This is a genomic window from Acetobacter oeni (genome assembly GCF_011516825.1).
Lineage (GTDB): Bacteria > Pseudomonadota > Alphaproteobacteria > Acetobacterales > Acetobacteraceae > Acetobacter > Acetobacter oeni.
Genome location: NZ_WOTA01000012.1, coordinates 39,363 through 52,388, shown reverse-complemented (window position 1 = coordinate 52,388; position 13,026 = coordinate 39,363). Strand labels below are relative to the sequence as shown.

Sequence of the window (13,026 nt, the reverse complement as noted above, 5' to 3'; positions counted from 1 at the left end):
CGGACCGCTCACCAGAGCCACACCGCCTCTCATGGCGTCAGCGTGAGCGCCCCGGTCAGATCCCCGAGCGCAATCCCGCTGCGTTTCCGCACCGATTCATCGCGCACCACAAGACCGGGCAGGGGCTTCAGCCCGAAACGCCGGTTCAGAAACCGCTGGATCGACGTCGTGTCATAAGGCGTGTGATCCACGACCCCTTTTTTCGCAAACGGCGAAATGATGATCGCCGGAATCCGCGACCCCGGCCCCCAGCGATCCGCTTTCGGCGGCGCCACATGGTCCCACAACCCGCCGTTCTCATCATAGGTCACGATCACCAGCATGTGCGGCCATTGCGGACTGTGTTCGAGATGGCCGATTACCTCGGCCAGATGCGCGTCGCCCGACATGATATCGGTGTAGCCTGAATGTTCGTTCAGATTACCCTGAGGCTTGTAAAAAGCCACCTGCGGCAGCCGCCCGGCATCGATATCGGCAATCAGCGCCCGACCGGCCATCCCACCATCCCGGAGGTGTTCCTGTCGCGCCGCGGTCCCCGGCGCAAAAGACTTATAATAGTTGAGTGGCTGATGATGGGTCTGAAAGTCCGGCACCGGACTGTGAAACCCATGTGTCAGCACCTCACTCCAGGCCCCGGCATACCACGCCCAGCTCACACCCGCGTCCGAAAGACGGTCGCCGATCGTCGCCGCCGTCTGGGGCACCAGGGTCGTTGGCCGCGCAGGATCGGCAAATGCCGGATCACCCCCTTTGTTCACCGGCCCCTCGCTCGGCTGATACGGCGGCTGCATCGTATTCACGGCGTAGAAATCCGGTGTCAGATCGCCGTCATGAGCATATTTCGGTGGCCCGTCCAGGACTGATTTCGGCGAGTTGGCGGCGAGAAGGAGCTTTGCGCGATCCGCCCCGGTCTCGGCAATCAGCGCCGCCGCCGGGCTCTTGTCCGCGTGCGGGTAATAGGGCGCGCAGGCGCAGATCAGCCACTGATGGTTGAAGAAAGACCCGCCGAACCCGCCCATGAAGAAGTGATCCGCCAGCGTGTAGCGCTGCGCGATCTTCCACATCTTCATGCGTGATCCGTCCCAGTTGGCCATGACCATCGCGCCGACATTCGTCCAGGCCACGAACTGATCGTTCCGGCCACCGTTGATCTGCGCCTGGTTCTGATAAAATCGGTGCCAGAGATCCGTCGTCGGAACCCCGTCGGCGACATTGAGCCCGTCTGTTGCATCGACCTGAAACGGCCCGTTCGGCAGATGCGCGCTCATGGCCTGCGTGATGGCCGGCTTTACGCCGAAAGCGGTGATGCCGCCCCAGACCGGCGGCAGCTCCGGCAGCACGCTGCCGTCCCGGTCCCGCTGGATCTTCGCACTGTCCGGAGCCTGATCCAGACCTTCAGCGCCTGGAAAACGACCATAGAGACTGTCAAAAGAGCGGTTCTCATCATAGATCACCACCACGGTCTGAATCTGTGACAGAGTGTCCGCTGTCTGCGAGGAAGCCGCGAAACCCGTGTCCGCCGGGTAAAGGAGCAGCAGGCACAGTCCCGCGGTGGACAGTGCGGCTTGCAGGCTGCGATGCATCGCTTCAGTCTCCCGTATCAGAAGCAGAAAGCAGGCGACCGCCTGTTCCGGAAAGAGGATCATGTTGTATCGGAAGCGGAAGAAGCCGCAAGGCCGTATAACCCGCGTGCTTCAAAGGTTCATACTGGCTGCCGCCTGCCTGATGGTCCTGCCGGCATCGGTCCTCCCGACCGCCATGCCCGCCAGAGCCGCTCTCTCCCGACAGGCCGCGTTCCGGCGTGCGCAGACCCTCACGACGCTCGGTGCCCGCCTGTTCCGTGACCCGCGCCTTTCCGCATCAGGCCGCCAGTCCTGCGCGTCCTGCCACGATCCGCGCTATGCCTACGGGCCGCCCGACACCCGTCCGGTAGAGCCCGGCGGCCCGTCCATGACCCTCCGGGGGTTCAGGGCGCCGCCGTCCCTGACTTATCTGGAAGCCGTGCCGCGCTTCACGGAACATGCCTTCGATTCCGACGAGGAAGCCGATGAAAGTATTGATAATGGCCCGACAGGGGGCCTGACCTGGGATGGTCGCGTCGATACCGGCGCTGCTCAGGCTCTGATTCCGCTCCTGTCACCCGTGGAGATGGCGAACCGCACGGAAGATGACGCCGAAAAGCGTCTGGTTGCCGCCGGTTACGGCCCGGAACTCGATCTCCTGCGCCTGCCCGCCGCACGTAGCAGGCCCTCCTCCGGCGCTCCCCTTCTCCAGTCGAGGCTGTCCGTCGCTCTGGAGGCGCTTGAGGCCTATCAGCAGGACTGGAAGACATTTTACCCCTACAACAGCAAATATGACCTGTTTCTGGCCGGGAAAGCGACACTTACGCCAGTCGAAGCGAGGGGGTTGGCCCTCTTCAGCGATCCGGAAAAAGGCAACTGTGCCTCCTGCCATATCAGCGCGCCGGGCAAAGACGGCACCCCGCCACAACTGAGCGATTATGGGATGATCGCTCTGGCCGTGCCGCGGAACATGGCCATTCCGGCCAACCGGAACCCGAATTTCCACGATCTCGGTCTCTGCGGTCCGCTGCGCACGGATTTTAGCGACCGGCCGGAGTATTGCGGTCTGTTCCGCACGCCTTCGCTGAGAAACGTCGCGCTGCGAAAGACCTTCTTTCATAACGGGGTCATGCACAGCCTGCGCGATGCCGTAGCCTTTTATGCAACCCGCGACAGCGATCCGGGGCGCTGGTATGGCAAAGGACCGAATGGGCCCCTGCGCTATGATGATCTTCCGCGCAAATACCGGAGCAACATCAATTCAGACCCGCCCTTTGGCGGCGTCGGTCAGAAACACCCCTCGCTGAGCGATGATGAGATCGATGCCATTGTCGCATTTCTCAAAACACTGACCGATAATCCGGATCAGAAAGACCGCTGACGGGTGTTGCAGTTCACTGTGTGATTTATCCGGAAATCAGAAACAGCCCGATTTTTGCCTGAATAAATCGGTTTCCAAAGGCCCCGGCCTTCGGTGGGTTTCAGGGCAAGGCCCTGAGAAAAACAGCCACCAGAGCCACGAGGAACCACAGGTCCGGAGCGGGACCCGCTCAGCCTTCGCTGAAGCGATGCTCGCGCAGGCTGGTCTCGATTTCTTCGAGCGACCGTCCCTTTGTTTCCGGCACAAATTTATAAACAAAGCCCGCTGCCGCCAGGTTGACGCCGGCAAACAGCCAGAACGTCCCGGCCGCGCCGATCGCCCCGATCAGGGAAAGTGTGAAAAGTGAAACCAGCAGATCGGCCGCCCAATGACTTCCCGCGACCAGACTCATTCCTTTGCTACGGACTGAAAGCGGAAAGACTTCCGCTCCGATCAGCCAGATCGTCACAGACAGACTGCCCGCATTGAAAATGGCATAAGCGACGAGTGAGCCGACAGCGATCCAGGGATTGGCGCCCTGCGTGGCCCCAAGCATGAACACAACGGCCAGCACAGCCAGCGACAGGGCCGAAAACGGTAACAGACGAAGCATCAACGCTCGCCGGCCCCACGCATCCACGGCCCAGCTTCCAAATACGGTCGCCAGAATCATGGCAACACCGATCGGAATGGAAGCCAGAATAGCCGACCCCTGACCAAAACCGACGCTCGCAAAGATGGTCGGCGCGTAATAAAGCACCGCATTGATTCCGGTAATCTGGGTCAGCAGCGCCACGCCGACAGCGGCGACCACGGCGGGACGCAGCCACGACTTGAAGATCTCGGGCCAGCCCGCCTGATTCCCCAGTGCCGAGATGATGCTGTCCAGTTCCCGTTCCGCCACTCTGTCGGAGCTCCGGACAAGACGCAGAACCTTGCGGGCACCGGGAACGTCGCCCTGCATGGTCATCCAGCGCGGGCTGTTGGGCAGAAACGCCATGCCCAGCAACAGAAGAATCGCCGGGATTGCGCCGAGACCGAACATAAGCCGCCAGGAATGGTCACGCAGAAGATAACCGGTGATGAAAGAGACCGTAATGCCGAAGACAACCGCCATCTGGAACAGAACAACAAGCTGACCGCGCCGGTTCGCGGGGACGATTTCAGCGATATAGACAGGCACAATCTGTGAAGAAGCGCCGACGGCAAGCCCAAGAATAAAGCGTGAGAGCGTCAGAAGCGGAACTGTCCCGGAGAGAGTCGCTCCGATCGTACCGACGAGAAAGATCGCCGCGGCAATCATGATCGTACGACGGCGCCCGAAATGATCGGAAACCGGGGCTGAGCCGAGACAGCCGATAAGGGCTCCGGCAATAATTGCCGAGGTAACAATCTGCTGCCCCATGACTGAAAGAGAGAAGTCACGGGTGATCTGCAGCAACGCCGCAGAAATGATCCCTGTATCATACCCGAAGAGAAGGCCGCCCGTGGCAGCAACGACGGCGATGATGCCGACGATGAAACTGTCATTCATATAGTATTATTCCGTCTCTTCCCAACGTGCTTCAAAAGCCGGTTTATTGTTCTTATATCCGTTCAGTGTGACGGTGTGCATGGTTCTTAATACCTGAAACGTAACCGGAAGTCGAAACTTTCAGATGTTTCCCCTGCGCCGGTGCCTGAAAGCAATGTTCCGGAAACCCCCATTCTCATGGTTCCAGATGAACGTGGGTTGCCGGCGTGCGATCCTGCTCTGCGGGCACAAAGCCGAAAACCTGCCCGTAGAAATCCAGCTCGAGCAGCAGCGCCTGTCCGATGGTGGCTTCTCCCCGAAAACCGTGGCCTTCTCCCGGAAATTCATACAATGCGCATGGAGCGGCGTTTTCCCGAAGGGCGAGCACCATGGCCCTCGCCTGTTCCGGCGGCACGACTCTGTCGTCGAGACCCTGCAGAAACAGCACCGGGCACCTGATCCGGTCAGCCATGAAGAGAGGCGAGCGTTCACGATAGACAGCCTCCGCATCCGGCCATGGACCTACCAGGCTGTCCAGATAACGTGCTTCAAATTTGTGAGTTTCCTGTGCAAGAGCCCGGAGATCGGTCACGCCATACAGACTGACGCCAGCGGCGAAAACATCGGATGTCGCCAGCCCGACCAGCACCGTCAGGCCCCCCGCACTGGCCCCTCTGATGGCAATGCGCTTCGGGTCAACCTTACCGGTGCCGGCTATATAACGTGCGGCGGCAACACAGTCCGCCACATCGCGAACTCCCCACTTCCCGTCCAGACGCTCACGATACGCCCGGCCAAAGCCGGTCGAGCCGCTGTAATTGACATCCAGTACCGCAAAGCCCCGGCTCGTCCACCACTGGACTTTGAGTAAAAAAGCTTCACTCGCCCGCGCTGTCGGCCCGCCGTGAGCGGTAACGATCATGGGCGGCAATTCATTGTCCGGAATGGTGTAATGCGCATTGGCCGGCGCATAGAAGAAAGCATAACCCTTATCTCCCCCCGGGATGGGGAAGCGCACGGGCTGTGGCAGTGCGATATCGCGCGATCCGAAAGGAAGCGTGGCGGCAGCCTTCAGAATACGTGGCGTTTTGTCAGCCCTGCCGATCACGACCGCAGCAGGCCCGTCGGCAGGCTGATTAAGCCAGGCGTAAATCTCCTGCTCGCCGGCGCCCCCCAGACGGAGCGGGCACTGGTCCGGCTGACCGAGAGAGACGGATCGCACGGAAAAGCCGTTTTTCGCCGGAGTGAGCATAAGCGTCTGCGACTGCCCCTCCCGCACGCTCAATGCCAGGATGCGGTTGTGCGGTAAAAGCGTGTAGCTGCTTTGTCCGAAAACCCAGTGCGGCTGGCCTGTTTCCGCCTCCATGGGACAAAGAGCTTCCGGTTCAGAGGCAGGGAGGGCCACGGAAAAGCGACAGAGATTCCACCAGCCACTCCGATCCGATACGGCAATCAGCGTCTGAGGGTCGGCCCATTGGGGTTCCGTGACCGACTCATTTATGTTCAGACCGGCAAGAACGCGTTTCGGGCCGAGTTCCATGCGACCATCGGCATAGAGAATCGGCGCTACGCACAGACGGGTGGAGGTCCAAGGCATGGCCGGGTGATCCCACTCGATCCAGGCCAGCAACGATCCGTCCGGCGCTGCCACGGGTGTTGAGTAGAAATCTGCCCCGCTGACCAGGACCGTGCCTTCACCTCCCCTGGAATCGGGCGACAGCGGCAGAGCAACCAGTGTGGAGCGGGGTTCTCCTTCAGCACGGTGATCCTCGCGGACCCCGAAAACAGCCCGGTTAAGCGGATCGATCGCCAGACTGGCGTAACGGAGCGCCGCACCCCCGGCGACAAGCTGTGGTTTTTTTCCGGACGGAGCGTTGACCGGCAGCAGATACACGCCGTTGTCACGGTGATTGCTGAACACCAGACTGCTGTCGCTGAGAGTGTAGGCCTTGCCGCCGTATTCGTGGACTTTAGTCGCCACATCCATGTCAGGGGGTGTCACATCGCGAGGCGCATCACCGTCACAACTGCAAACCAGTGCGGTTCGTCCGCCTTCCGCAGGTCGCCGCTCCAGCCAGAAAACAGAGTTTCCGACCACTGAAACGGAGGAAAGTGTGACGGTTTTTCCCGCAGCCAGTCCGACTGTCACGGGTGAAGGCCACGTGCCGCATGGTCTGGCGTGTTGCATCATGAGGCCTCCGATGTCTGCGCCGCCCTGCGCGTTATTTATAAAATGTTGATAATGGTTTGCAGGCTTGACAGTCCCGTGTCCAGACGGTTCCTCAGGGCTCCTTTATTGTGCATTCGGGAACCTCTGCCCTGTTACATTATCTGGATACGCTTCTCTCTGAATATGGTTACGGTGTGATCGGTGTCGTCGTGATGTTTGAAAGCATGGGCCTGCCTCTTCCGGCGGAAAGCCTGCTCATCACTGCGGCGCTCTATGCGGCGACAACACACAGACTGAATATCTACGGCGTTGCAACCGCAGGTGTAACCGGCGCCATCATGGGCGACAATTTCGGCTATCTGATCGGCAAGGCGCTCGGATTTCACCTGCTCCTCCGTCATGGCCGCAAAGTAGGTCTGACACCGCAGAGACTGCTTCTCGGGCGATACGTTTTCCGTCAGCACGGCGGTATCGTGGTGTTCTTCGGACGGTTTATTGCCATTCTGCGCGTTTTCGTGGCTCTGATGGCCGGCGCGAATCATATGCACTGGCGCAGTTTCCTGATTTTCAACGCCATGGGAGGTTTGTGCTGGGCCGGTGGGTACAGTCTGATTACCTATTATCTGGGTCATGAAGCTCTCCGGCTCTCGGGACCCGCTGCCTGGATCGTCATACCGATCGGCGTGGCTGTTATTGTCGGTATGCTTGTCTTTTTGAAAAAGAATGAAAAGCGGCTGACAAAAGAAGCACTTGAAGCGGCCGAAAATGATCCGGCGCTTGTGCATGGAATGGAAGCGGAACTGAAACAATGACAGATGAACGTGGCTCTTTTCTGAGTTCCCTCGAACGGCTGGATGGCAAAGTTGCCGTGGTTACCGGCGCCAACAGCGGACTGGGGTTTGAGGCCGCGTGTGATCTGGCTCTGCTGGGGGCCCGCGTGATTCTCGCTTCGCGTAATGTGGAACGCAACGATGCGGCTGTCAGGGAACTTGCCAGTCGTGTTCCCGGCGCACGCGTTGAAGCGGCACCGCTGAACCTGGCATCCCTCGCTTCCGTCGCGGAATTTTCTGACAGACTGGCCGGGCGTGTTTCGGCGGTTGACGTGCTTATTAACAACGCCGGTGTTATGGCGCCTCCCCGCCGCCTGGAAACGAAAGACGGATTCGAACTCCAGTTCGGCGTCAATCATCTGGGACATTTTGCGCTGACGGCACGCCTGAAGCCGCTTCTGGAGTGTGCGCCTGACGGAGGTATCGTCGTGGCGATCGCCAGTCTGGCCGCCTGGAAAGGCCAGATACGGTTCGACGATCTGCAGTCCCGGTACCGCTACGTGCCGTTTCATGCTTACAATCAGAGCAAGCTGGCCAATCTCATGTTCGGGATGGAGCTTGCCCGGCGGGCAAAGATTGAGGGGTGGAAACTGCATGCCCGTATCGCCCATCCGGGCTGGGCACGGACCCGGCTCATTGTTAACGGAATGGGCAGCGGGACTGGCGGCGTACTGACGCTCGTGACAGAACTGGGCGCCAACATTGCATTTCAGTTGCTTGGGCAATCGGCTGCGGAAGGTGCCGAACCTTTTGTTTATGCAGCGGCATCGTCTCAGGCTGAAGACGGACAGTATTACGGCCCGACAGGTGCCGGTGAGCGGCGCGGGCCGCCGGGACCCGCCGTGATTCCGCCTTCTGCTCAGCGCCCTGACATCGCGAAACGTCTGTGGGACGTATCGGAACGCCTGACTGACGTTGGATTTGACTGAATCTATAGTGCCGGAGTTTCGGCGGGTATTCATTCCCGCGCCGATACCGATCGGGAGAGTCCGGCGGATTTTTCTTTGTGCTTCTGACGAAAAACGGGGTTCGCAGCGCAGATTGCATGCTGCTGCGAGCCCCGTTTAACTGTCAGTTATTCATCGCTTCGAAGAAGTCATGATTGGATTTGCTGTATTTCAGCTTGTCCAGCAGAAATTCCATGGCGTCCATCGTGCCCATGGGCGCCAGGATGCGGCGAAGTACCCACATCTTCGACAACGTTGCCCGATCCACCAGAAGCTCTTCCTTGCGTGTGCCGCTCTTGGTGATGTCGATAGCGGGGAAGGTGCGCTTGTCAGCCAGTTTGCGGTCGAGGATCAGTTCGGAGTTGCCCGTGCCTTTGAACTCTTCGAAGATGACTTCATCCATGCGCGAACCGGTATCGATCAGTGCCGTTGCGATGATGGTCAGCGAGCCGCCTTCTTCGATGTTACGGGCCGCACCGAAGAAGCGTTTCGGGCGCTGCAACGCATTCGCGTCCACACCACCGGTCAGCACTTTACCCGATGACGGGACAACGGTGTTGTAAGCGCGTGCAAGGCGCGTAATCGAGTCAAGCAGAATGACCACGTCACGCTTATGCTCGACAAGACGCTTGGCCTTCTCGAGCACCATTTCCGTGACCTGGACATGACGCTGAGCCGGCTCGTCAAACGTGGATGCGACCACTTCGCCGCGCACGGAGCGGGCCATGTCGGTGACTTCTTCCGGGCGTTCATCAATGAGCAGAACGATCAGGAAGACTTCCGGGTGATTGGCGCTGATGGATGAGGCGATACTCTGCAGCATCACAGTCTTACCGGTTCTGGGGGGCGCCACTATGAGTGCGCGCTGCCCCATACCGATCGGTGCAACAAGATCGATGACGCGGGACGTAAAGTCGCGCGGCTGGCTTTTTTTGCCTTTGGACGGCGTTTCCGCTTCCGGAGGCGTCTGGCCTTCAACTTCCATCTGCAGGCGGCGCTCCGGATAGAGCGGCGTCAGATTGTCGAAGTTAATTCTGTGGCGAACGGCATCCGGCGACTCAAAGTTAATCGTGTTGACTTTGAGGAGCGAGAAGTAACGCTCTCCGTCGCGTGGCGCGCGGATCTGGCCTTCTACCGTATCGCCTGTCCGGAGGCCGAAACGGCGTACCTGAACAGGAGAGATATAAATATCATCCGGACCGGGCAGGTAATTGGCTTCCGGTGAGCGGAGATAACCGAAGCCATCCGAAAGGATTTCAAGTGTCCCCTCGCCGTAAATAGCCTGGTCGTTATCGGCCAGAGTCTTCAGGATCGCGAACATCAGCTCCTGTTTACGGAGTGACGACGCGTTCTCGATATTGAGACTTTCGGCGTAAGAAAGAAGATCGGCCGGGGTTTTGGCCTTAAGTTCAGCGAGATGCATGTAAAATGCGCCTTGATGTGGCAAACGGGACTACCGGGGAGAATCAAGGCTTTCGCAGTTCTGTCCCGGAACGGGACAGCATAACGCGGGACTGACGTGCCGCGTCTGATGGCGAAAATCCTGATATAAGGAACGCACTGGGCGGATGAAGGCCGCCAGTGGTGGACAGTCGAGTAGTGGGAGTGTCGGGCGTTGTCAAGCGTAAGGTTCCGGGGCAGGAATTACCGTGCCTGAACGGAGCTGGCCTTGTGAAAGGCTTCGGGAAAACCTCTGGCAGTCAGCCAGTACTCAGCAGTTGAAGTATCCGGCGACAGGAAGTTATTCAGCTGTGCGCTGAGCAATACCGGCGTTTGTCGGGTGGCCACCGAACCTCCCGGTGTGCCGGGACTGCAGATGCCCTCCAGAGGCAGTATCCGGTCACTCAGGGGAACGGTCATCCGGCAGTGAACAGACCCTCTGCCTGCTGTTGGCATATCGAACGAGCCGGACAGGGTGCCGAACATCAACGCCCGCAGATTGCGATCAGGAACTGCACATTCTACCGGCATGCTGTGTTCTCCGCTTTGCCGCAGTCCAACGATAATCCGGTGTGTGCTGCCCGGCGATGATCCGCCATAACGCCAGGGGTTGTTCCTATCGGTCAATCAGAGGCTGTGCGGACCCGGCAGCGGATGGCAACGCGCCGCCTGATTTCGTGACGGATTTTGCGGACAGTCCGGAAAGAAGCAGGACTCAGAGCCCCGTAATGAGCAATGCTGTGGGGCGGTATCTCATTTGTAGTAATCGCATATCTGAACTTCGGTTTATTTTACTTCTCCCAGCCAGCCACGTCTCCAGAACCACAGAAGCGGCAGGATGACCGAAGACGCCATGGCTGTCAGAGCGTACCAGTAGCCAAAGCTCCATGTCAGTTCGGGAATATCCTTAAAATTCATCCCGTAGACACCCGCGATCAGCGTTGGCGCCACACCAATAAAACTGACCACGGTCAGAATCTTCATTCCGTCGTTTTGCTCGATGCTGATGAAACCCAGAGCAGCATCAAGCAGGAACTGAACCTTATTAGACTGCTGTGACACAAAGTCATTAAGCGAGGCGATATCGCGATTTACTGTGGCCAGTCGCGTGGTGAGAGAGTGAGCAAGGCGGTGCTTCGTCGTTTCACTGACAAAAATGGCGATACGGTCGAGACCGAGCAGACTGTCTCTGACGAGGGAGGAAAAATCCTCTGAGTGCCCGACGCGACGCAGAATTGCACGCTGCCACGCAGCTATCCTTCCGGCTTGGGGACTATAGCCAGCGAAAACATCTCTCGAGAGCTGGTTCAGTGCCAGTCCTACATGCTCAAGGACGTCTGCCAGGCGGTCTACGATCGCCTCGAGCAGCAGAATCAGAACGTCATCGCTGCTCAGAGGTGTAGCAGAGTCTGCAAGCTGGCGCGCTGCAATATCGAACGACGCATATTGTGAAAAACGGACGCTGATGAGAATTTTGGGTGTAAGTACAAAGCCAATCGGCGGGCAGACAAGTTCGGTTTCCGTCCGTCGTACGAGCGGCGTTGACAGGTAAACGGCATCGTCATGAGTGAAAAGACGTGAGGAACTCTCGATTTCATCGAGATTGGCACGGCGTGGAATATCCTGGCTGGCAATTTTAGTTGCCAGAGCATGTTCCGCATCGGTCGGGTCAATCAGATCAAGCCACGTAGCGCCGGCAGCATCGGCCTCCGTTTCGACGGCACGTGCCGGCTGGCCAGTTCTGTGAGCCAGAAACATAAACCCACTCCTGCGATGATTTCACTTTGCACACAGGCTGTAAAAACCCCGGCATGAGGTCGGGGTCTATCATCAATTTCCGTGGCTGTAACGTTGTGCCGGAACAGGGCTTTAATCGTTGGTCAATCGTTTTGCGGTTAAGAATATATGAAAGATCCCCGGACAGGGATGCGCAGGCGGGAAAATGGGTAATGGATCTGGAGAACGATGATATCGCGTTGCTGCGTGATAAAGCCGGTGTGACACCTGATATGCTCACCACATTGCAAACTCTTGGTTTCACGGTGACGCGCACAGCATCGCTGCTCAGTTATATGAAAGATCTGGCCGACACATCCGGAGAAAACAGAACGGCATTGCGGCGGGAATCGTGAAACAGAGGGGAAGGTAAAGCGCTGACAGGTCGGTCGCCGGCGACCGGCTATCCAAAGAGGAACCACAGGCGGAAAAGTAGTTTTTCGCTAAAGCCGGAACGTGTCAGGTCAGGGAATTGTCTCAGTAACTGTAATCGTTCGCGGCGTGTTCCCGCTAGACCTCTTTCCAGCTTTTCAAGGCGTAACGTGGTTAATGGGGTTACGAGACCCCGGTGTCTGAGAAGCCATACAAGATTTGAACGAAAAATTGTCATAAATGCGGTTGGACCTCTGCGGGCCGCGGCATAACTGCGCCGCAGCCACGAAGACGGAGCGCCTACGGCATTTCCGGAATGTTGCCGATATAATATGGCGGGATGCTCATCAACGCACACAGTTCCTTCGGCGGCAGAGACAGCGAGATAAGCTGCCCAGTCGTGGAGAATAAAAGGTGGTGGCGGCCGCATTGCGTCCAGAAGGCTCAGGGCCTTTTCGTTCAGGATGACCGTGCAACCCGTTGCAACGTTTTGTGCGAGCGCGGAGAAAATGCCGCGAAGGTTCGTGATGGGGGGAGAGATCATAATCGGCTTCAACTGTCGGTCTGTCAGAATCTGTCGACCGAAATACATGCCTGGTGTATTTGCGGGAACGTCTTTAAGAGCAGCGACACCTCGCGACAGTTTTTCCGGAAGCCAGACATCATCCTGGTCTGCGAAAGCAATCAGATGTCCTGCGGGCGCACAGTCCATAAGACGCCAGTAAGAAGCTGCTATGCCGATATTCGTATCTGATTCACTATCGATCTCCAGACAACGGCCGGCACCCCGGTTTGCCTGAAACGCTCTCAGAATTGCCCGGGACGCATCGGCTGAGCCGTCATCACGCCAGAGCAGAATCCAGTTTTGATAATTTTGGTCAAGAAACGAATCGAGCTGACGGTTAAGGAATGTTTCGCCATTGTAGAGCGAAAGCAGGATCGCGACAGGCGGTCCGTCTGTCGGATCATGACCGGCTCCGATGAGGCGTGGAACCCAGGGAGCGGAGGTTATGGGAGCGGCACTCATCGGATGTATTGCGTCATTACAATATTGTA

General features: G+C 58.3%; 11 protein-coding genes. 4 read left to right on the top strand and 7 right to left on the bottom strand.

The window, feature by feature from the left end:
* Positions 1–29 precede the first annotated feature (29 nt).
* A complete protein-coding gene (gene acpA / locus GOB90_RS09620) occupies positions 30–1,646 on the bottom strand; it encodes an acid phosphatase (protein ID WP_242011923.1) in 1,617 nt (538 codons plus the stop codon).
* Positions 1,647–1,689: 43 nt separating this feature from the next.
* Between acpA and GOB90_RS09615 the strand changes: the two genes are divergently transcribed.
* On the top strand, positions 1,690–2,943 hold the full coding sequence (locus tag GOB90_RS09615; protein WP_306309442.1) for a cytochrome-c peroxidase: 1,254 nt from the start codon (positions 1,690–1,692) through the stop codon (positions 2,941–2,943).
* Positions 2,944–3,112: 169 nt separating this feature from the next.
* On the opposite strand, the gene GOB90_RS09610 is transcribed toward GOB90_RS09615, so the two are convergent.
* Both GOB90_RS09610 and GOB90_RS09605 read right to left on the bottom strand, forming a co-directional pair.
* Positions 3,113–4,456 (bottom strand): sugar porter family MFS transporter, encoded by a 1,344-nt coding sequence (locus tag GOB90_RS09610; RefSeq protein WP_146887764.1) that lies wholly within the window; start codon positions 4,454–4,456, stop codon positions 3,113–3,115.
* A gap of 175 nt (positions 4,457–4,631) precedes the next feature.
* Positions 4,632–6,626 (bottom strand): S9 family peptidase, encoded by a 1,995-nt coding sequence (locus tag GOB90_RS09605; protein ID WP_146887766.1) that lies wholly within the window; start codon positions 6,624–6,626, stop codon positions 4,632–4,634.
* Between the two features lie 191 nt (positions 6,627–6,817).
* Here GOB90_RS09605 and GOB90_RS09600 point away from each other — a divergent pair, with 191 nt between their 5' ends.
* Both GOB90_RS09600 and GOB90_RS09595 read left to right on the top strand, forming a co-directional pair.
* Complete coding sequence (locus GOB90_RS09600) at positions 6,818–7,417, top strand: DedA family protein (protein WP_146887814.1); 600 nt, start codon at positions 6,818–6,820, stop codon at positions 7,415–7,417.
* On the top strand, positions 7,414–8,364 hold the full coding sequence (locus GOB90_RS09595; RefSeq protein WP_146887768.1) for an SDR family oxidoreductase: 951 nt from the start codon (positions 7,414–7,416) through the stop codon (positions 8,362–8,364). Before GOB90_RS09600 ends, GOB90_RS09595 begins: the two co-directional genes overlap by 4 nt.
* Positions 8,365–8,506: 142 nt before the next feature.
* Here GOB90_RS09595 and rho read toward each other — a convergent pair whose 3' ends face one another.
* The 3 genes from rho to GOB90_RS09580 all read right to left on the bottom strand — a co-directional run bounded on the left by rho (position 8,507) and on the right by GOB90_RS09580 (position 11,580).
* Positions 8,507–9,805, bottom strand: a complete 1,299-nt coding sequence (rho, locus tag GOB90_RS09590) for a transcription termination factor Rho (RefSeq protein ID WP_146887770.1) — start codon at positions 9,803–9,805, stop codon at positions 8,507–8,509.
* A 221-nt stretch (positions 9,806–10,026) separates the two neighbouring features.
* Positions 10,027–10,353, bottom strand: coding sequence for a hypothetical protein (locus GOB90_RS09585; RefSeq protein ID WP_146887772.1), 327 nt, complete (start codon positions 10,351–10,353; stop codon positions 10,027–10,029).
* A 255-nt stretch (positions 10,354–10,608) separates the two neighbouring features.
* Positions 10,609–11,580 carry a magnesium transporter CorA family protein gene (locus GOB90_RS09580; RefSeq protein WP_146887774.1) on the bottom strand — a complete coding sequence of 324 codons (972 nt, stop codon included), beginning with the start codon at positions 11,578–11,580 and terminating at the stop codon, positions 10,609–10,611.
* A 95-nt stretch (positions 11,581–11,675) separates the two neighbouring features.
* On the opposite strand from GOB90_RS09580, the gene GOB90_RS09575 reads away from it, so the two are divergent.
* A complete protein-coding gene (locus tag GOB90_RS09575) occupies positions 11,676–11,954 on the top strand; it encodes a hypothetical protein (RefSeq protein WP_242011922.1) in 279 nt (92 codons plus the stop codon).
* 47 nt (positions 11,955–12,001) lie between these two features.
* Here GOB90_RS09575 and GOB90_RS09570 read toward each other — a convergent pair whose 3' ends face one another.
* Positions 12,002–12,997 (bottom strand): glycosyltransferase, encoded by a 996-nt coding sequence (locus tag GOB90_RS09570; protein WP_146887777.1) that lies wholly within the window; start codon positions 12,995–12,997, stop codon positions 12,002–12,004.
* Positions 12,998–13,026 lie beyond the last annotated feature (29 nt).

Excerpts from the sequence above, each read along its gene's own strand:
- acpA (WP_242011923.1), bottom strand. The coding sequence starts at position 1,646 with ATGATCCTCTTTCCGGAACAGGCGGTCGCCTGCTTTCTGCTTCTGATA.
- GOB90_RS09610 (WP_146887764.1), bottom strand. The coding sequence starts at position 4,456 with ATGAATGACAGTTTCATCGTCGGCATCATCGCCGTCGTTGCTGCCACG.
- GOB90_RS09605 (WP_146887766.1), bottom strand. The coding sequence starts at position 6,626 with ATGATGCAACACGCCAGACCATGCGGCACGTGGCCTTCACCCGTGACA.
- GOB90_RS09600 (WP_146887814.1), top strand. The coding sequence starts at position 6,818 with ATGTTTGAAAGCATGGGCCTGCCTCTTCCGGCGGAAAGCCTGCTCATC.
- GOB90_RS09595 (WP_146887768.1), top strand. The coding sequence starts at position 7,414 with ATGACAGATGAACGTGGCTCTTTTCTGAGTTCCCTCGAACGGCTGGAT.
- rho (WP_146887770.1), bottom strand. The coding sequence starts at position 9,805 with ATGCATCTCGCTGAACTTAAGGCCAAAACCCCGGCCGATCTTCTTTCT.
- GOB90_RS09585 (WP_146887772.1), bottom strand. The coding sequence starts at position 10,353 with ATGCCGGTAGAATGTGCAGTTCCTGATCGCAATCTGCGGGCGTTGATG.
- GOB90_RS09580 (WP_146887774.1), bottom strand. The coding sequence starts at position 11,580 with ATGTTTCTGGCTCACAGAACTGGCCAGCCGGCACGTGCCGTCGAAACG.
- GOB90_RS09570 (WP_146887777.1), bottom strand. The coding sequence starts at position 12,997 with ATGAGTGCCGCTCCCATAACCTCCGCTCCCTGGGTTCCACGCCTCATC.